Origin of the sequence: Bradyrhizobium sp., from assembly GCF_036009065.1 — a bacterium.
Taxonomy (GTDB): domain Bacteria; phylum Pseudomonadota; class Alphaproteobacteria; order Rhizobiales; family Xanthobacteraceae; genus Bradyrhizobium.
Genome location: NZ_DASYMN010000152.1, coordinates 1 through 18,483 on the forward strand (window position 1 = coordinate 1; position 18,483 = coordinate 18,483).

Below are 18,483 nucleotides of genomic sequence, written 5' to 3' on the forward strand. Positions count from 1 at the left end.
TATACAGGCCGGCGCCGCCTGACTCGTGGCGGTCGATCGGCGCCGGCCTGTATACCGGCATCCCACCGCCCCGCTCGTCGACACGCCGCGCCACACGCAGCGACCCTCTTGACACGTCAACCCCCATACAAGGATGACGGCAGTTAGGACCTCCAGAGCGGCTCGTCGGCTTTGCGAAGCGCCTTCTCAGTTCGCCAGAACGGCTTGCCGGCTTCCGAAACCGCGTCTTCTCGCGAGATTCCCACGTCGGCCAGCAGCCGGTCGTCCAGCTCGCGCAGGTCCCGCCGTCCCTGCCTGCGATTGAGCCAAATTACCATCGTACCGGCCAAACTCGACAGCACGGCTTGACCGGCCGCCCCGATAGAACCGGCGCGAACCGGCTCCTTGATAGAATATGATTGCGACATTGCCGCTGCTCCATCTTGATCGCCGGGACATCAGCCCAGCCGGGCAGCGATAGAGCCGGAAATGCCTTGCCGGCAAAGCATCAATTCTCTACCTTGCCCTAGATTTTCTCATGAAGGTTGGACGATGCCGCGCCAACTGCCTCCACTGAACGCGCTGCGGGCTTTCGAGGCCGCGGCGCGGAGCGAAAGTTTTACCCGCGCGGCCGAGGAGCTTTTTGTCACGCAGGGAGCGGTCAGCCATCAGGTCAAATTGCTGGAGGCCACGCTCGGCATCAAACTGTTCAACCGCGAGCGCCAGCGGCTGGTGATCACCGATGCCGGCCGCGAATACCTTAACGTCGTGCGCGACGCGCTTGACCGGATTGCTGCGGGTACCGAGCGTGTTCTGCAGCGGCAAAACTCAGGCGTTCTGACCGTCAGCACGTCGCCGGACTTTGCGGCCAAGTGGCTGGTCTATCGCTTAGGCCGCTTCGCCGAGGCCCACCCCGGCATCGATCTCAGGGTCTCCGCGACGATGCATCATATCGATTTCGTTCGCGAGGAAGTCGATGTTGCGGTTCGGCACGGCGACGGCAATTGGGCCGGGCTCGACGCGGTCCGGCTTTGCACTGAGCAGCTGTTTCCGGTCTGCAGCCCGAAACTGATGTCAGGGCGCAGCCGCACCGCCAAACCCTCGGACCTGCTGAAATCGCCGCTGCTGCATCTCGACGACAGCAAAGCCTGGTCGCAATGGTTCGATGCAGCCGGTGTCGCGGCGCCCGAATTGCCTCACGGACTAACCCTGAACCGCGCCAGCATGCTGATCGATGCTGCCGTGGACAGCCAAGGGATCGCGCTTGCGCGCACCACACTCGCGGCGTGGGATCTTATCAATGGTCGCCTCGTCAGACCGTTCGATCTCACCCTAAAGCTGTCCAGGACGTACTGGATCGTCTGTCCGAAAGCGGCTTCGGCAAAGCCGAAGATCGTCACGTTTCGCGATTGGCTGCTAGCCGAGGCCGCCGACGATGCGCGGCGTCTCAAGAGGATGTTTGCATCGAAACCGCAATAATGGGCGCTGAACGTAAGCGGCACAGCAACTGGGCTTGACCGACCCGCCCGCACGCAGTTGAGTTATTTCGTTTCGTCATACTTCACTTCGTCAAACAGCGTCACGCTGTCGGCCTTGGTCCATAGCCCCACCTTTCCGGCTTCGCTGAACGTGGAGTCTTCCACCTCGAACATTTGCTTGCCGTTGAACGACGCGGTGAAGCGCGTACCTTTGAAGTCGATACGCAGGCTGTGCCAAATGTTGGCCGGGACCGGAACGGAAACCCCGTAACCGCCTTTTCGCCCGACGATATCGAGCGGACTACGGCTGCCGTTGACGGTCTTGTAGAGAACGAAATTGTCCTCGAGTGCGTTGGCCCGGGCCACATAGTAATTGTTGGCATCCTTTGCCCGCCAAACCACGCCGGCCGCGCGGTCCTGTGACCCGGCGATGGCCTTGAACTTCATCTCGATAAAGCCGTCCTTGATGCTGCTGTCATCCTTCAACAGCAGCGGGTAGGTGGCCCGTCCGGACTGCTTGACCACCTTCGATTCCGACGGTGCGGTTTGATCGCTTTCGACCGTCCATTTTGGGTCGCCCGATCCTGTGAGCGTGGCTGTCCAACCTTCCGGCGTGGCGCCCGTCTGATTGCTCTCAAAACTGACCGCGTGGTTTGACATGTCGTTCATCCCCATTAGAAAAAGTGTGGCTGCGACTGCAAGCCCACGCGTGCGCGAACAAAGCATCGATCTATGCTCCTCTCAGACGCGAGTTCGCCCCTTCAAAAACACCCCTAGCTCTTTGTGCTGGCCGTCTTGTCGAGCGCGGCGCGAAGGCCTCGGGCAAGTTTCAACGCATCGTCATTGGCCCAGAAATGCAGGAAGAACAGCCGCGGCTGTTCGTCCAGCATGTGGCTGTGGACGGCGGTTACGTCGATGTCGTTTGCTCGCAATGCTCTGATGACCGGATTGACCTCGTCGGCGGAGAGAACGAAATCCCCGGTGATGGCCGCCTTGCCGCCGCCGGTGGGCTGAAAACCGATGGCGATCGCCACGCCCATCGGCCCGACCGGGCTAAGCTGCATGCCGTTCTCCGTGACCGGATCACGGCGCGGCACGGCGAATTGATAGACGCCGCCGTTGGCCTGTCCTTTGACGCCGATGATCTGATCCAGCTGTGCGGTGTCGAGATCGACGGCGGGCGGTGGCGCCGCGGCGGGTGTCGCCAGCGGAGTCTTGCTTGCCTCCAAGGCATCGCGAATAACGAAAGCCATCTTCGTGGGATCGCCGTGGCCTCCGACGTGCATGTAGAACGTAGCGGGCGAGGCGCGCAGCAGGTGATTGTGAACGGCGGTGATCTCAAGCCCGCCTTCAATCATCTTGAGCATGACCGGATTGATTTCGGTCTCGAGCAGCACGAGGTCGCCCATCACCATGGCTTCCCCGTGCATCGGCTTGAACGCGACCCAGCCTCCGAGTGCCAAAGCAGGCTTGATGGTGACGCCATCGAGGGTCACGGTCAGATCGGACCGGGGGAAGCCGTAGCGGTGCACGTCGCCCGACACCACCGGTTTTCTGCCGAATACGTCGTCCACCTTTTGCCAGTCGATCGCCTGTGCATGGGCGGAGTTGACCAACGGGCCTAAGAAAAGCGAAACCACAATCCAAAGCATCTTGCGCATCTAGTCGTCCTCCGTGGTGGGTGCGTTGGTGGCCAGCACAATGCCGCCAAGCAGAAAGCTCGTGGCTAGTCCCATTATTGCAATGCGACGGCGAAGCCTTCACGGACTTGTTGATCCGAACCGCAATAAACGACCGGCGGGCTTTCACCTTGAACGTTCTCAGCTGCCGGCGCGGCGTCAGAGCCGATCGGTTCACCTAGCTCATGTAGGGGAGACGTTGGTTTTCGGCCGTCCATGCGCAATCCTCTCGACAAAAGCGAGCGTTGCGCAGATCTTGGACGGGAACCGTCTGATGGGGAGTCTGCATTTCCCCGAAGCTTTTTTTAGTGAGGGTGCGGTCCGGGCGCAATAGCTGGATCAAGCATATGGTTCGGTTCCGATGTCACGAGGCCGTGTGCAGAGTTTCCATGTGAGTCGAGAAACGGGCAACTGATCTCGCGCGTCAATTTCCCGACGGATGTTCGCCATCGCCATTGCACCAGAGCCAGTTACTGACGGCTACGGCGAGCATCATCCCCACCAGTTGGGCTGTGATGAATGCAATCACGCCGGACGGGGCGATTCCCGCAAATGTGTCCGACAGGGAGCGCGCGATCGTCACGGCCGGATTGGCGAATGACGTCGAGGCGGTGAACCAATACGCCGCGGTGATGTAGAGACCGACCGCATAAGGAATTGCAGCGGGCGTCCGGGCGGCACAGCCGAAGATCGTCAGCAGCAATCCGAACGTGGCGATCGCTTCTGCGAGCCATTGCGCCGCTCCGGCGCGCACCGTCGTGGAGAGTTGCCAGACCGGTAACTCGAACATCAGATGTGCGGTCCATGCGCCCGCGATGGCGCCCAGGAGTTGAGCCGCAATGTAAAGGCCCGCGTCCGACCACGGCAGTTCGCCTCGCCATGCGAATGCAAGGCTCACCGCCGGATTGAAATGTGCGCCGGAGAGCGGGGCGAATATCAGGATCAGCACGACCAGGATGCATCCGGTCGGCAGGGTGTTGCCGAGCAGCGCCAGCGCGACGTTACCGCCCGCCAGCTTTTGCGCCATGATGCCCGAGCCGACCACCGTCGCCAGCAAGAAAGCGGTGCCCAGCCATTCCGAAAAGATGCGCCGCCCCAGTGACGGCATTAGGTGGCTTCCGGCACCCTGGCCGCCGAGCCTTCCATGTGGCCGATGTCGCGCAGCCTGGCCTGCAGGCTCAGCCTGTCGAGCGAGCGCAGCGGCAACGCGGTGAAAATGCCGATACGCTGGTTGAGCAGCCGGTATGCCTCCTTGAATGCGAGTGCGATTTCGGCAGGGGTGCCGGTCGCCTCTGCCGGATCGGCGATCCCCCAATGCGCCGTCATCGGCTGGCCGGGCCATACCGGAGAGGCTTCCGCCGCCGCATTGTCGCAGACCGTGAACACGAAATCGAACTTCGGTTCACCTGCCCTGGCAAATTCGTCCCATGATTTCGAGCGGTAGAACGAGGTGTCGAAGCCGAGATTCTGCAAGAGATGCCTCGTGTTCGGGTTGACCTGAGATTTCGGCTGGCTCCCGGCGCTGTAAGCGCGGAAATTGCCCGCGCCCACCTTGTTCAGAATAGCTTCCGCGATGATCGAGCGGGCCGAGTTGCCGGTGCAGAGGAAAAGCACGTGATAGATTTTATCGGCCATCTCGCACCTTGATCAGCAACAGGCCGAAGCGGCTTTGGCGGGCGCGGCTTCCGGTACTGAGCAGGCGCTTTGCTTCTCATGCGCCACCCGCGCCGTGTTTTCGCCACTGCCGTCGCCGTAAGTGATGCTCTCGCCCGTGGTCAGAAAAGTCTCCCAGGCGATGCCGGCCGGATCGTCGATCCAGGACTTCTTGGATTTGGCGTAACAGCACGCGGTCTCGCCCTGCTCGATGATGTTGCCGCCGGCCTGCCGCAAGCGCGCGTAGACCTCGTTCAATTCGCCGGTATCCTCGACCTGGATGCCGAGATGATCGAGGCCGGGTTCGCGGCCTCGGGTCGAGATTGCAAAGTTCACGCGCGGATCATCCAGCATCCACTTGGCGTAGTCCGATTTGATGACGGTTGGCTGGGCCGCGAACAGCGCCGAGTAAAATCCGATGGATTGCGGGATATCCTTGACGGCAACGTGAACATGCAGACGCTTCATGACGTGTTCCTTTCAGGCTGGGACTTTGGTTCGCTTGCGGGCGGGTTTGCATTCCACAGCAGGCGCACATGGAGCGCCGCCGCAGCAATTCTCAGTGAGGAAGCCGAGCAGCGAGGTCATCTTGTCGAACTGAGCGGCGTAAATCATCGACCGGCCGTCGCGGCGCACGGTGACAAGTCCGGCTGTCCTAAGCCGATCAAAATGAAAGGTCAGGGTATTCGGTGCGAGGTCGAGCGCGGTCGCGACAGCGCCCGCCGGCATTCCCTCGGGACCGGCCTGCACCAGCAGGCGAAAGACGTCGAGCCGGTTATCTTGAGCGAGAGCGGCCAAGGCCGTGACGGCAGCTGTCTTTTCCATATTTCACCGAATATCGAAATGATGGCTGTTCGTCAAGCAATATTTCGATGTTTGTTGAAATGTTATTTAAGTTCGGCTTTTGGCAGCCGCTTAGCCCGCTAAGCGAACCGATGCGGGTCTGCAGTCCCGGATGTCGCGGAGTTTATCGTCGGGCGCGCATTCGCACGACCCGTCGGCTGATCCGGGCTACGCGTCTACGTGCATCCGTCAACGAGCACGAGCCTGCTGGTCGTCGTTTCGTGGCGAATCCGGAACAGATCCTGGATCGTCGGATCGCTCAGAAACGCCTCGGCGTTTGAGCGTTCGGGGAACTCGATGATCACCATACGCTGTGGCTTCCAGTCGCCCTCGATGCAGACAGGCTCAACGCCTCGGAGGATGTAGTGCCCACCATTCAGTTCGCGCATCAAGTTGGTGGGCACGGCGCAAGGGCACCTTTGCCCACCCTACGGGTTACAATCTCTACCGCTCCCCATTGACAAGCTGATAGGCCCCGCGCTCGAACGTGTCGTAGACGGCGAGCGCTTTGGCGTCAGCGAACGGCAGATACTGCATCATGATCACGCCGGCGATGCCCCGCGCGGGATCGACCCAGAAGAACGTGTTGTTGATGCCGCCCCAGCTGAGACTCCCGGGCGAGCGCTTGCCGGGCGCCTGGTCGGCCGTGATCAGGAAGCCGAGCCCCCATTTGTCGCGGCCGTCCGCGATGAAGGTGAAGTCGGCGCTGCGCGGCAGCGCGCTCTTCAGCGCCGGGACCGAAACCGCGCCGATGTGGTTCTGGCCCATCAGCGCCACCGTCTCGGGCTTGAGCACGCGCACCCCGTCCAGCGCGCCGCCATTGAGCAGCATGCGCACGAAGCGTCCGTAATCATCAGCGGTCGAGGCGAGGCCGCCGCCGCCGATCGGCGCCGCGATGGTGAGCCCTGCTTGCGGCTTCTGCAGCTCGATGGCGCCGTCCATGCGCTCGCCGCCGCGCTGCTGCTGCGCGACCAGGCGCGGCCCCTTCGCCTCCGGCACGTTGTAGGAGGTGTCGTCCATCTTGAGCGGGGCAAAGATGTGCTGGCGGAAATAATCCTCCAGCTTCTGGCCGGACACCGCCTCGACCAGCCTGCCGCACACGTCGGTAGAGGTGCTGTAGTGCCAGCGCTCGCCCGGATCGAACAGCAGCGGCCCGCCGAACGGAAAAGTTTCGCCCGCGCGCGGCTTGAAATCCCGCCAGGCCGTGCTGGTGAACGCATAGGCCAATCCGGACGTGTGGGTCAGGAAGTGCTTTATTGTCGGCGGTCGTGCTGGCGAGCGAAGCGTATAGGCTCCGCTGGCCGCGTCGAACGATTCAAGGACTTTCAGTCCCGCAAGCTCCGGCAGGTATTTTTCGGCCGGGTCATCGAGACCGATGCGGCCCTGCTCGACAAGCTGCATCAATGCCACCGACGTGACCGGCTTGGTCATCGAGGCGATGCGAAACAGCGCGTCCGAGTTTAGCGGGCGCCCGGTCGCGACATCGGCCACGCCGAATGCGCCGCGATAAAGCACGCGCTCGCGGCTCGTGACCAGCGCGACCACGCCCGGCACGTCCTTGCCCTCGACCGCGCCGCGCAGGCTCGCGTCAAGCGCCGCGCCGCCCGGTGAATTCTGCGCGCTCGCGCTGCCGGCCAACGCCGCAGCCCCGACGCCGATGGTGAAGACAATTCCGGCGGTCATTCGATTCATGGAAGCCTCCCTGTTGCGCTTGAGCCCGGGTGTCGCCCGCGCAAGCTTCCCGAGGCCAGATCTTTTTATCCGACGCCGGGCGCAATGACGGCGACAAGGACACGGCGCCGCATCGGCCTGTCGCGCCACGACGTTAGCATTTGCAACTGGTTGAGTCTCGAATTCTCTCCGGTCGCGATTGCTCGCGGGGAAAACGGACTTAAACCTCGTAGCCCGCATCAGCCAACGACGCGCGCGTTCCCGCGACCCGTTGGCTCATCCGGGCTATGCGCGCTACGCTTGCTTCAAGGCGCGCTCCAGCAGCTCCAGCCGGTCCTGGCCCCAGAAGATCTCGCCCGAAGGCAGCACAAAGCTCGGTGCGCCGAACACGCCCGTGGTCAGTGCGTCCTTGGTAAACTGCTCGTGCAGCGCGTCGAGTTCGCTGTCCGAAGGAGCGGCCGCGCGCAGCGCCGCGGCGTCGAGACCGGCACGCTCGGCGGCTGATGCGACCGTCGCCGGATCGGCCAGTGTTTCCTCGCGTTCCCACAGCGCGCGCCCCAGCTCGATCGAAAGCCGGTGAGCATCCTTGCCTTGCAGTCTGGCTGCGATCAAAAGGCGCGTCGCAGCAAGGTCGTCGCAGGGGAAGTGTTTTGGCTCAAGCGTCAGCGGAATGCCGCGCACCTCGCGCCAGCGCTTCAGGTCCATCATCCGGTAGGCGCGCCGCTGCGGCGAACGCTTCGGCAGCGGCAACCCGCCGGTCTGCTCGAAGATCGGTCCGAACTTGCAGGGCTTGATGTTGACGGTCGCATCATTTCGCCGGGCGATCTCCGCCAGCAGTGCGCTGCCGAGATAAGTCCACGGCGAGTTAAGCGTCATATAGTAGTCGACGGTGACGGGCATGATCTTCCCCATGAGATGCCGGTCAAGGCTAGCCTTGCCAGCGTGTGCCGGCAACCAATTGATGGGGCTCCGGTTTAGGTAGTACAATGCCGCGAGCTCAATCCGGGAGCGGACATGAAGCGGCGGGATTTTCTTGCAGGCGCAATTTCGGTTGCTGCCGGTTCGCGCCTTTCGGCGCAGACGTCTGGCGCCAGCCGGCGGCTCGCCATTTGCAGCCTGGGCGAGTCCTCTGCGCTGATGCGCGGGCGCAGCGACAACCGTTATTACGGCGTGCTGTTCGACGAGCTTCGACGGCTCGGGCACGTCGAGGGAAAAAACCTTGTGGTCGGGCGTTACGGGAAGGAACAAGCCGCTTCGGGTCCCGCGGCATTGGCGGCCGAGGTCGTGCGCAGCGCGCCGGACGTTATTTATGTCGTTGGTCCGGGCACACAGTTTTTCATGCGCGAGACCGACAAAATCCCGATCGTGGCCCTGACTGCCGACCCGATCGCCCAGGGCCTCATCACCAATATGGCTCGTCCGGGCGGCAACATCACCGGAGCCAGTATCGACACCGGCCCGGCCATTCACGGCAAGCGGCTCGCGCTATTGCGCGAGATGTTTCCGGCGATGTCGAAACTGGCCTGTCTTGTCGCACGCGATCAGTGGGGAGGCGCCGCGGGTGGCGCTTTGCGGGCCGCATCGGAGCAGGTGAACATGCCTCTCGTCAGCGTATTGGTGGAATTTCCAACCAATGAGGCCGGGTTTCGCAATGCGATTGCGGAAGCTTCGCGCCAAGGCGCAAATGCGATCATGGTGGTGGATAATCCCGATACCGTGCCGAACCGGGCATTGATCGTCGACCTGATCGCAGCTGCCCGGCTTCCGGCAATCTACGGCTTGTTCGAACTGGTCGAGGCCGGGGGTCTGATGGCTTATTCGTTCGATCTGGCGGACTTGAGCAAACGGGCGGCGCAGAACATCGACGCCATCCTGCGCGGCGCTTCTCCCGGCGATATCCCGTTTTATCAGAACATCAGGTACGAATTGTCGATCAACCTGAAGACGGCCAATGCGCTCGGCCTCACGGTGCCACCGACGCTGCTGGTCGCTGCCGAAAAGGTGGTCGAATAGGGACGGGAGAAAACGATGGGCCGCAAAATAGCCATTGTCGGAGCGGGCGCGGTCGGCGGGTATGCCGGCGCCCATATGGTAAGGGCGGGCGAGGACGTGACATTCATCGACCCATGGCCCGAGCATGTCGAGCATATGAGAGCGCACGGTCTGCGCGTCACCCATGCCAGCGACGTCGCGGAGTTCTCGGTCCCGGTGCGCGCGCTGCACGTCACGGATGCACAGCGGCTGGCGAAGGAGACGCCGGTCGACATCGCCTTCGTCTGCATGAAGTCCTACGACACGGCCTGGGCCACCATGCTGATCCGGCAGTATCTGGCGCCGGACGGTTTTGTCGTGTCACTGCAGAACTGCATGAATGAAGAGGCGATCGCCGGCATCGTCGGCTGGGGCAAGACGCTTGGTTGTATTGCCAGCAGCATCACGGTCAACCTGCCCGAGCCCGGCCACATCCATCGCGGCGCCGGCAAGGGTGGCGCGGCGCACACCGTATTTCGCGCCGGCGAAGTGCACGGTCGGATCACGCAGCGGGCCGAGGAAATCTGCCGCCTGGTGGGCTTTGCCGACAGCGCCAAGGTAACCGGCAATCTGTGGGGCGAGCGCTGGTCGAAACTGGTCGCCAATGTCATGGGCAACGGACTGTCCGCCTGCACCGGCTTGCCGGGCGGGCAGATGCTGCAAAGCGAGCCGATCCGCCGCTTCTCCACGCGCCTCGGAAGCGAAGCGATCCGCGTCGGGCAGGCGCTCGGTTATCAGCTGGAGGAGATCTTGCATCTGGCGCCCGAGACGATCGCGAGTGCCGGCGAGGGCGACGAGGCGGCGATGCGCGCCTGCGACGAGCAGCGCTTCAAGGACGCCGAGCGCACGTCCTCGGCGCAGCGTCCCTCGATGGGCCAGGACATGGTGAAGGGCCGCCGCACCGAGATCGAATTCCTCAACGGCTTGGTGGTGCGCGAGGGCGAGAAGCTCGGCCTTGCGTGCAGCGCCAATGCCGCGCTGACCGACCTCGTCAAGCGCGTGGAGCGCGACGAGCTGAAGCCCGACCCGCGGCTCATTACGGAGCTGCGGCTGAACTGAGCCGGTAGCCCGGATAAGCGAAGCGATATGCGGGGTTGATAGCGATGGCACCTAAACGTAAGCGGGCCGCTCGTGGCGGACCCGCATATCGCTGCGCTCATCCGGGCTACCTGGTAGACATGCGTTATTGCGAGGAGCGAAGCGACGCAGGGCACGATGCCGTGAGGTGCAAGCTCATGGGGTTGGCCGGAATCATGCTACGCTCGAGCCGTAGGCACGGTAGTAAACCGGCGCGAATTCGTCGTTCCAGGTAGTGGCCGCATGAATCCCTTGATCAAAGAGATCCGCCACACTCCGTTGCTCTGGCTGCTCGTCTTTGTCCCCGTGCTGTTCGTCGCTCAAAAACTCAAGCCGGAAGCCCATACGCTGCTTTTTGTGCTGTCGGTCCTCGCCGTCGTCCCGCTGGCCGCGCTGCTCAGTCACGCCACCGAATCCGTGGCGGCCAAGACGGGCGATACGGTCGGCGGCTTGCTCAACGCCACGCTCGGAAACCTGACCGAACTTGTCATCGCGCTCACCGCATTGCACGCCGGACAATACACCCTGGTGAAAGCCTCGATCGCTGGCGCGATTGTCACCAACACCTTGTTCATGCTGGGCGCGTCGTTTCTGCTGGGCGGACTGAAGCACCACGTGCAGCAATACAACAGGAGCAGTGCCCGCCTGCAGGCCGGCTTGCTGTTTCTGGCCACGGTCGCGATCCTGATTCCGTCGGCGGTCTCCGAAGCCGATTCTACCGCGGGATCGGCGTTCACCGCGACCTTGAGCGTCGGTCTGTCCGTGCTGCTGATCGCAGCTTACGGACTGAACCTGGTGTTCTCCCTCAAGACCCATCGCGAGTTTTTCGGCAGCACCGAGCACGCGGAGCTAAGCGAAGCGCCGTGGCCGCTGGGCCTCGCCTTGGGCACGCTGGCCGGCGTCACGGTGCTGGTGGCGCTGGTAAGCGAGGTATTCGTAGAGTCGGTGCAGGAGGCCGCGGTGGCGTTCGGGATGACCCAGGCGTTCGTGGGCTTCATCGTGGTGGCGCTGGTGGGCGGTGCGGCGGAGATGGCCTCCGCGTTTTCCGGCGCGCGCCGGAATAGGCTGGACCTCAGCGTGGGCATCGCGCTCGGAAGCGCATCCCAAATCGCGCTGTTCGTCGCTCCGGTGCTGGTGCTGCTCAGTTACGTCATCGGCCCGGCGCCGATGGACCTGCAATTCTGGCCGGGCGCCGTCGTCATGATGCTGATCGCCACCATGACCGCCGCTCTGGTGACCAACAGCGGACGCTCGGCATGGTTTGTCGGAGTGCTGGTTCTGATGGTGTACCTGACCTTCGCCATCACGCTCTATCTGTTGCCACCCAAATCATCCCGTGAAGGCACCGTGCCACACAAGACCACCGAACGCTCGATCCAGCGCGCGCATGATGCGGGCAAGCTCACGTCACGTGGCGCCACCGCGCCGGAGCGATCCTTATGCTGCGCCAATTTCTCGTAAGCATTGCGGTCAGCGTCTGCAACATTGCGATCCACGCAATCGTCATGGCCGCCGTATTGTGGGTTGCCCGCGTCGCGGATGAGCGCGCCACGTCGCGCCAATCGCTTCGACTGGTCACCGTCATGATTGCGACCGTAACGGTCCTGATGGCCGCGCATATTGCTGAAGTGGCCGTTTGGTCCTTGGCCTACATGCTGGTCGGGATAGCACCTCCCGGCACCAATCTGATCTATTTTGCCTTCGTAAACTACACGACGCTCGGTTACGGCGACGTAATTCCGATCGAGCGTTGGCAATTGCTTGGGCCGATGACGGCGATGAACGGCGTGCTATTGTTCGGCTGGTCGACCGCCGTCATTTTTGCAGTCTTGCGGAAAACAATGGTGACGGGCGGGACTGATGACTAGGCCGTGAACTCATGAATCTTTCAGGGCGGCTTACCAGGTCCGCCATGCCCCGACGGCGAACAATATTCGTATCGCAGCGAATCGACGCCACGTGCCAGATGCAGACTTCGGGCCAGCCGTGGTAGCCTTCCCGCAGGACGCAGGCGGGCTCAAACGATCGATCGACAAGCGTTTGATCGGTGTCTGCAACGCGCTGACACCTGTCTTGCTGAGCGGCGAGGCGGAGTCTGATTGGCTCCGCCTCAGACCGCTTCCGTCCAGCTTTCCGAGAATGCCAGCGCCGACGTCGAGAATGGCCGCCCCTCGCGTTCCCGCGGCCAGGATCGACCCTCCGCCTCGACCCCGTTGCGGACGAGACGGGTGCCGAGCGCCGGGATCAGCACGGTGCACACGCCGTAGCGCCGGTCGGGAATCTGGTTTGGCTGCGAGTGGATGAGTAGCGGCTCGCCGAGTTCGAACCAGGTAAGCGAGATTTCTTCGCCGTGCGACCTGATGTACTCGGTCCAGAAGGTGCGTGGATCCCCGACTTTGGAGAATTGCGCGTCCGCACAGGGAATCGTTGTGTCGGAAAGTTCGGCATTGAGCATGCCTTGTACGGTTGACTGCAGCCACCGCGCCATCGCGATGTTGTCGGAGTAAATGCGCCAGCGCCGTTCCGTCAGCTCGCTTTTCAGGTAGAGGACGTGGCCGGGACCAGCCGGCGAAAAGATGATCCGCCAATAGCTCGCCTCTGTCGAGTTCGGCTCGCCGTCCGTCGGGCTCAAGCGCACAAACGGGTTCTCGCCCGTCAGGATCGTCTTGTTGGGATCCGCAATGCTCATTGGTACTGGCCTCCTCTCAGCTCCCCAAGATACGTCGTTGCATGTCTGCTTTACAAGGCGGGCGGGTCGTCGGAGCTGACCGAAAAAGCAGCCAATGTTTTCACACTCTCGCTAACAGATTGAAAATGATTCACTTTCCGTCATGGCCGGGCTTGTCCCGGCCAACCACGTCTTTCTTGCTTTAGCACCCTCAAGACGTGGATGCCCGGGACAAGCCCGGGTGACGAACCAACCAATGAGGCCTGATTTCATTGGACGACTTTTGAGTCAGACTCTCAGGTTTGAAATATAGCGGCCCCCGGCCGCTCTTTGCTTCTGAGCAATCGCATTGATCGCTTTGATGAATTCGTCAGCGGACAGCGGAATCCGCGGCAAAACGTTTGCATTCGGCCAATTGCGGACTACGCTGGATGGCGCTTTCCAACCAATCGGGAGGGGGTTTCCATGAGCACGATACAGACCGACCGGCAACCCGGAGCTCGCCTTGGCCCGGCCCTGGTGCATGCATTGGCGAAGAACTGGTGGCTGCTGCTGTTGCGCGGCATTGCGGCGATCATCTTCGGCCTGCTCGCCTTTGCCTGGCCTGGCTTGACCCTGTTGACGCTGATCCTGTTCTACGGCGCATTCGCGCTTGTGGACGGTGTGCTCGCAGTCGTTGCGGCCATTACCGGCGGTGCGCCGGGGTCGCGCTGGTGGCTCGCCATTGTCGGCCTGCTTGGTATCGCGGCCGGGCTCGTGACGTTCCTGACGCCGGGTCTCACCGCGCTCGTGCTGTTGCTGTTTATCGCCGGCTGGGCGATCGCGACCGGAGTGTTTCAGATCATAGGGGCGATCAGGCTGCGCAAGGAGATTGACAACGAGTGGCTCCTGATCCTCGGCGGCATCATCTCGGTGCTGTTCGGGGTCAGCATGATGGTTGCCCCGGGCGCCGGAGCGCTCGCACTGGTCTGGGTGATCGGCATCTATTCGGTAATCACGGGCGCGATCTTCGTCGCACTGGCGTTCCGGTTGAAGAAGCACGCTTGATCGGAGTTTAGACGCGGCCTCAACGGCGCCCGCCCGGATTCTCCGCAGCGCGGGTTCTTTGCGTCGCGCGGGACGCGCGATCATAAGCCTGCGGAACGATTTTCAGGGAAGCGCGAAGCGGCTTGCTGCGGGCAACCTTGCGCTTCGGCAGCTTGACATCCCCTCGGGGCACTTTCTTGTAGGGAATGCTCGAGAGCAGGTGGGCGATGATATTAAGCCGCGCCTGCCTTTTGTTGTCGGATCGGGCGATGAACCATGGCGCCCACGCGGTGTCGGTCGCCTGGAACATGTCGTCACGACATCGCGTGTAATCATTCCATCGCGCATAGGAATCCAGGTCCATCTGGGACAGCTTCCAGATCTTTCGCTTGTCGTCGATCCGCGCGGTGAGCCGGCTGGTTTGCTCCTCCGGCGACACTTCGAGCCAGTATTTGAGAAGTACAATTCCCGAGTCGACCATGGCTTTTTCGACCGAAGGGACCACGCGCAGGAAACCTTTGGCCTGATCCTCCGTGCAAAAGCCCATCACCCGTTCGACCCCGGCGCGATTGTACCAGCTGCGGTCGAAGATCACGATCTCCCCCGCGGAAGGAAAATGCTGCATGTATCGCTGAACATACATTTGCGACTTCTCGCGTTCCGTCGGGGCGGCGAGGGCGACGACGCGGAAAACCCGCGGGCTCACTCTTTCGGTGATGGCCTTGATGACACCGCCTTTGCCGGCGCCGTCTCGCCCCTCGAACACCACGCATACCTTCTTGCCCTCGCGCTTCACCCATTCCTGAAGCTTGACGAGCTCGACGTGCAGCTTGCGCAACTTCTCCTCGTATTCCCTGCCCTTGAGCTTCGGGACGTCGGTCTCCTTGCTCCTGCGAGTCTTGTCGGCTGCCTGGTTCATTCGTCAGTCTCCCCCTGTCAGCGCTTGGCGTCGCCCCAGGTGAGGAAAAGGCCGACATCTCCGGGAAGGCCCTGCGGCCAATCCACGATCATTGCCTTCAGGCCGTAGCCCTGGGACTTCAGGTGGTCGCGCCAGAACTCGAAGGCCTGAAGCGGCCTGCCGATCAGGGTGCTCGGCCAATCTTTTTCGTTATTATTGAGCGCGCGCCCTTTATCCGTGCACAGCGCATTCGGAAAGCGCATGACCAGAGCTTCCTTGTCGCCTTTTGCTGCAGCGGTCCTTAGCTGACCGAGCACGCGCCGCTTTACCTCGGCGATCTTTTCGGGCGTGACCGGGACGGGTTGCAGCAACGACTTGATCAGGTCCTCGCGCGCCTTCTCGGCTCGGCCTGTACCGGCGTCTTTCGACGCCTTGGCCATCATGGTCTCCGTCATGTAGTTGCGCAACTCGGTAGCCGACATGAAGGTTTCGTCTCCAAGCTCCTGTGCGGACTCCGAGCTGCGCTGCTGGATCGTTGACTGTGACATGTCCAACTCCTTCGAACGCGTTCCGGTTGAGAACGACCATAAAAGCTAGGTCAATCGACCATTGCGGTCAATCGGATGAAATTTGTTGCGGCAAGATGTCAAACCGCTGGATGTCACCGCCGAGCCCGCGCGCGGCCGCGGCCGGATTTCACAGATACACGCCGTCGATATCCACCGACGACTCGACGCCCAGCCTGGCATAGTTCTTCGCGAGCCAGTCGCAGGCGCATTTTCGTCCCTGGTCGCGGAGAAAAACCAGAAAATCCCAATCGGCGTTCATCTTGCTCGTTGCACTCAACGCGCCCATGAATTCGTCGTCGGCAGGTGAACGCGCCATGCGCGCCGCCCTGCAGCGCCAGATTGATGGTCTTATTGTTAGGCTCGATGGTACCTTGGCCTGGTTGGAGAATGCCGTCTCGTGACCTGTTGCTGCAGACGCCATTTGACCTCTCCGTCGCGTTCAGCGCCGAAGCGCCTGTCACGGCCGCGCCGCTCGTCCGACGTTATCGCCGCCTCTTTCCGAACTGTAACCCCTGCACGCAGCCTCGTCATTGCCGGGCGCCTGTCCCCGACTTGATCGGGGATGACCCGGCAGATTCACACATCTGCCGCCAACCAATCCCGCCGTCATCCTGAGGTGCTGCCGTCTTCGGCGAGCCTCGAAGGATGGGCCGCAAGCGACTGTCGAGACGCCGCGCAAGCGCGGCTCCTCAGGATGACGGCGGAATGTGTGGCCCGGAGAAGCATCTACGCCCGCTCCCGTCGTCATTGCGATGCGCCAATCTGTCCCGTCTTTGCACGTGGCAGAAGCCGGGCGATGCGATACCCTCGTGGAAAATCAGGGAGGCAACCATGTCAGCGACATTCAACCGCCGCCGCTTCATCGCTGCAGGCACCGCAGCCGCCGTGACGCCTTTGCTCCTGCGCAGGGCCTCGGCGCAGGCCGCCTGGCCGTCGCGGCAAATCCGCATGATCTGCAGCTATCCGGCAGGCGGGCAGACCGACCTGCTGGCGCGCGCCTTCGGCGAATTCGTCTCCAAACAGGTGGGACAGACCATCGTCGTCGAAAACAAGGCGGGCGCCGCCGGCTCGATCGGCGCGCAAGAAGTCGCGCGCGCGGCGCCCGACGGCCACACCATCCTGTGCTCGATCTCGACCACTTATGTGATGAACAGGGTGATGATGAAGAACCCCGGCTACGACATGGACAAAGACCTGACGCTGGTCAGCGTCATCCCGGGCGCCGGGCTGCTGCTGATCGCGAGTCCGAAATCCGGCGTCACGACACTGGACGAATTCGTCGCGTTCGCGCGCAAGAGCGGCAAGGTGAATTTTGGCACCTACAGCGCGGGCTCGGCGCCGCACATGACGGTCAACGAGCTCAACAGGCAGTATGGCCTCAATATCGAGCCGATCCACTACCGCGGCGAAGCGCCGATGTGGACCGGGCTGCTGGAAGGCACGCTCGATGTCGCGATGGGCAGCTACACCGCGGCGCAACCCGTCCTGCAAAGCAACCGCGGCGTGGGGTTCGCGGTGCATTCGAAGAAGGTGGACGCGCTCCCTGACGTCAAGACGCTGCCCGAGCAGGGCGCGACATCGAAGTTCTTCACCATCAGCGGTTTTACGGGCTGGGCGTTGCCGAAGGCTGTGCCGCAGCCGATCGTCGACCGGCTGGCGGGACTCTGCGTGGCGGCCAATCAGGATCCGAAGGTGAAGGAAGTCCTCAGCACCTTCGTGCTGGAGCCGGCGCTCGGCTTTACGGAAAGCAATGCCTTGTATCAGCGCGAATTGCCGATCTGGATGGAGACCGGCCAGGCGCTCGGCTTGCAGCCGGCCTGAACTGGCCGACAATCCGTCTCGTGTCCCGGGCGCGGTGCAGCGCTTCTTCAGCGCTGCTTCGCAGAACCGGGACCGCAACAGGCTCCGGCGTTTGGTACGGTCCCGGCTCTGCGGATTGGCATGAAGAATGCCGCACCGCGTCCGGGACACGGATGCGTCATTGCCGGGCTTGACGCTGTGCTTGCTTGCAAATCCTCTGCCGCCCGCGCCAGTATCCAAGTCGGAGCCCCCAGGGCGTTGCGCAAACGAGGGTTGAGAGTTGCCAGAGCGCTATCAAGGACAGTCCCTGAACCGGCTGGAGGATCATCGCTTCCTCACCGGCCGCGGCAGCTATGTCGGCAACGATTCCGTGCCCGGCGTGCTGCACGCCTATGTGCTCCGCTCTCCCCACGCATTCGCGCGTATCGCGGGGGTGGACCTGGAAGCCGCGCGCGCTCTCCCCGGCGTGACGGCGGTCTTTACCGAAGCCGACCTCGCCGCCGACGGTATCGGCGAATTGCCATGCGTCACCGTTATTGACGCCATCGAGCCGATCGTCGTTCCGCCGCGCCCGGCGCTCGCCCGCGGCGTCGTGCGGCATGTCGGCGATCCCGTCGTCTGCATTATTGCCGAATCGCCGGAGGCGGCGATTGCGGCCGGCGAAGCGGTGGACATTTCCTACGAGCCGCTGCCATGCGTCACCGCGGCGGCCGAGGCGCTGAAGCCGGACGCGCCGCTGCTATGGCCGGAGGCGCCCGGCAATTCCGCGTTCCTGTTCCGAAAAGGCGACGCGGCGGCTGTTGCCGCAGCGTTCGCGTCGGCTGCGCAGATCGTCGAATGCGATCTCGTCAACAACCGCGTTGTTGCAGCACCACTGGAGACGCGCGCCGCCATCGGCTTTCATGATCGCAAGACCGACCGGTTTCGGCTTATCCTGACCGGCCAGGCCGTTCACGACACGCGCCGGGTGCTGGCGGGCTCGGTCTTCAAGATTCCGCTCGAGCGCATGCGCGTGGTGGTGCCCGATGTCGGCGGCGGTTTTGGGATGAAGAACTACGTCTATCCCGAATACGTGCTGGTGCTGTGGGCGGCGCGAAAGCTCGGCCGCCCG

Annotated in this window: 22 protein-coding genes; 8 read left to right on the plus strand and 14 right to left on the minus strand. The window is 62.7% G+C overall.

The features are described 5' to 3' along the window. Nucleotides 1-143 precede the first annotated feature (143 nt). Nucleotides 144-407 carry a DUF1127 domain-containing protein gene (locus VGP39_RS09335; RefSeq protein ID WP_327567822.1) on the minus strand — a complete coding sequence of 88 codons (264 nt, stop codon included), beginning with the start codon at nucleotides 405-407 and terminating at the stop codon, nucleotides 144-146. Nucleotides 408-531: 124 nt separating this feature from the next. On the opposite strand from VGP39_RS09335, the gene VGP39_RS09340 reads away from it, so the two are divergent. Continuing rightward, complete coding sequence (locus tag VGP39_RS09340) at nucleotides 532-1,458, plus strand: transcriptional regulator GcvA (protein ID WP_327567823.1); 927 nt, start codon at nucleotides 532-534, stop codon at nucleotides 1,456-1,458. Between the two features lie 62 nt (nucleotides 1,459-1,520). On the opposite strand, the gene VGP39_RS09345 is transcribed toward VGP39_RS09340, so the two are convergent. The 9 genes from VGP39_RS09345 to VGP39_RS09385 form a co-directional block, all read right to left on the minus strand. Then, nucleotides 1,521-2,183, minus strand: a complete 663-nt coding sequence (locus VGP39_RS09345) for a family 16 glycoside hydrolase (protein WP_327567824.1) — start codon at nucleotides 2,181-2,183, stop codon at nucleotides 1,521-1,523. A gap of 47 nt (nucleotides 2,184-2,230) precedes the next feature. Further along, nucleotides 2,231-3,118, minus strand: a complete 888-nt coding sequence (locus tag VGP39_RS09350; protein WP_327567825.1) for a DUF1259 domain-containing protein — start codon at nucleotides 3,116-3,118, stop codon at nucleotides 2,231-2,233. A gap of 442 nt (nucleotides 3,119-3,560) precedes the next feature. Next, entirely contained in the window at nucleotides 3,561-4,244 is a 684-nt protein-coding gene (locus tag VGP39_RS09355; RefSeq protein ID WP_327567826.1) for an MIP/aquaporin family protein, read from the minus strand. Beyond that, entirely contained in the window at nucleotides 4,244-4,771 is a 528-nt protein-coding gene (locus VGP39_RS09360; protein WP_327567827.1) for an arsenate reductase ArsC, read from the minus strand. Before VGP39_RS09360 ends, VGP39_RS09355 begins: the two co-directional genes overlap by 1 nt. Before the next feature lie 12 nt (nucleotides 4,772-4,783). Continuing rightward, on the minus strand, nucleotides 4,784-5,257 hold the full coding sequence (locus tag VGP39_RS09365) for an ArsI/CadI family heavy metal resistance metalloenzyme (RefSeq protein ID WP_327567828.1): 474 nt from the start codon (nucleotides 5,255-5,257) through the stop codon (nucleotides 4,784-4,786). 12 nt (nucleotides 5,258-5,269) lie between these two features. Then, nucleotides 5,270-5,614, minus strand: a complete 345-nt coding sequence (locus VGP39_RS09370; protein WP_327567829.1) for a helix-turn-helix domain-containing protein — start codon at nucleotides 5,612-5,614, stop codon at nucleotides 5,270-5,272. Nucleotides 5,615-5,808: 194 nt separating this feature from the next. Beyond that, complete coding sequence (locus tag VGP39_RS09375) at nucleotides 5,809-6,036, minus strand: DUF1330 domain-containing protein (protein WP_327567830.1); 228 nt, start codon at nucleotides 6,034-6,036, stop codon at nucleotides 5,809-5,811. Nucleotides 6,037-6,076: 40 nt separating this feature from the next. Next, nucleotides 6,077-7,324: a serine hydrolase domain-containing protein gene (locus VGP39_RS09380; RefSeq protein WP_327567831.1), complete on the minus strand. Its 1,248-nt coding sequence runs from the start codon at nucleotides 7,322-7,324 to the stop codon at nucleotides 6,077-6,079. A 273-nt stretch (nucleotides 7,325-7,597) separates the two neighbouring features. After that, a complete protein-coding gene (locus VGP39_RS09385; RefSeq protein ID WP_327567832.1) occupies nucleotides 7,598-8,203 on the minus strand; it encodes a 2-hydroxychromene-2-carboxylate isomerase in 606 nt (201 codons plus the stop codon). A gap of 114 nt (nucleotides 8,204-8,317) precedes the next feature. Here VGP39_RS09385 and VGP39_RS09390 point away from each other — a divergent pair, with 114 nt between their 5' ends. From VGP39_RS09390 to VGP39_RS09405, 4 genes are all read left to right on the plus strand, one after another. Further along, nucleotides 8,318-9,316, plus strand: coding sequence for an ABC transporter substrate-binding protein (locus VGP39_RS09390; protein WP_327567833.1), 999 nt, complete (start codon nucleotides 8,318-8,320; stop codon nucleotides 9,314-9,316). Between the two features lie 15 nt (nucleotides 9,317-9,331). After that, nucleotides 9,332-10,393, plus strand: a complete 1,062-nt coding sequence (locus VGP39_RS09395) for a 2-dehydropantoate 2-reductase (RefSeq protein WP_327567834.1) — start codon at nucleotides 9,332-9,334, stop codon at nucleotides 10,391-10,393. 261 nt (nucleotides 10,394-10,654) lie between these two features. Next, nucleotides 10,655-11,872 carry a calcium/proton exchanger gene (gene cax, locus VGP39_RS09400; RefSeq protein ID WP_327567835.1) on the plus strand — a complete coding sequence of 406 codons (1,218 nt, stop codon included), beginning with the start codon at nucleotides 10,655-10,657 and terminating at the stop codon, nucleotides 11,870-11,872. Then, the gene (locus VGP39_RS09405; RefSeq protein ID WP_327567836.1) at nucleotides 11,851-12,279 is read left to right on the plus strand and encodes a potassium channel family protein; all 429 of its coding nucleotides are present in this window, start codon (nucleotides 11,851-11,853) and stop codon (nucleotides 12,277-12,279) included. The genes cax and VGP39_RS09405 overlap by 22 nt, the downstream gene beginning before the upstream one ends. A 242-nt stretch (nucleotides 12,280-12,521) precedes the next feature. On the opposite strand, the gene VGP39_RS09410 is transcribed toward VGP39_RS09405, so the two are convergent. Next, nucleotides 12,522-13,100 (minus strand): hypothetical protein, encoded by a 579-nt coding sequence (locus tag VGP39_RS09410; RefSeq protein WP_327567837.1) that lies wholly within the window; start codon nucleotides 13,098-13,100, stop codon nucleotides 12,522-12,524. A gap of 498 nt (nucleotides 13,101-13,598) precedes the next feature. Here VGP39_RS09410 and VGP39_RS09415 point away from each other — a divergent pair, with 498 nt between their 5' ends. Beyond that, complete coding sequence (locus tag VGP39_RS09415; RefSeq protein WP_327567843.1) at nucleotides 13,599-14,126, plus strand: HdeD family acid-resistance protein; 528 nt, start codon at nucleotides 13,599-13,601, stop codon at nucleotides 14,124-14,126. 19 nt (nucleotides 14,127-14,145) lie between these two features. Here VGP39_RS09415 and ppk2 read toward each other — a convergent pair whose 3' ends face one another. The 3 genes from ppk2 to VGP39_RS09430 form a co-directional block, all read right to left on the minus strand. After that, nucleotides 14,146-15,024 carry a polyphosphate kinase 2 gene (gene ppk2, locus VGP39_RS09420; protein ID WP_327567838.1) on the minus strand — a complete coding sequence of 293 codons (879 nt, stop codon included), beginning with the start codon at nucleotides 15,022-15,024 and terminating at the stop codon, nucleotides 14,146-14,148. A gap of 17 nt (nucleotides 15,025-15,041) precedes the next feature. Beyond that, nucleotides 15,042-15,443, minus strand: coding sequence for a hypothetical protein (locus tag VGP39_RS09425; RefSeq protein ID WP_327567839.1), 402 nt, complete (start codon nucleotides 15,441-15,443; stop codon nucleotides 15,042-15,044). 256 nt (nucleotides 15,444-15,699) lie between these two features. Then, nucleotides 15,700-15,888 (minus strand): hypothetical protein, encoded by a 189-nt coding sequence (locus VGP39_RS09430; RefSeq protein WP_327567840.1) that lies wholly within the window; start codon nucleotides 15,886-15,888, stop codon nucleotides 15,700-15,702. Nucleotides 15,889-16,403: 515 nt separating this feature from the next. Between VGP39_RS09430 and VGP39_RS09435 the strand changes: the two genes are divergently transcribed. After that, nucleotides 16,404-17,393, plus strand: coding sequence for a tripartite tricarboxylate transporter substrate binding protein (locus VGP39_RS09435; RefSeq protein WP_327567841.1), 990 nt, complete (start codon nucleotides 16,404-16,406; stop codon nucleotides 17,391-17,393). 259 nt (nucleotides 17,394-17,652) lie between these two features. Then, the coding region (locus VGP39_RS09440; RefSeq protein WP_327567842.1) for a xanthine dehydrogenase family protein molybdopterin-binding subunit at nucleotides 17,653-18,483 on the plus strand (831 nt) is incomplete at its 3' end.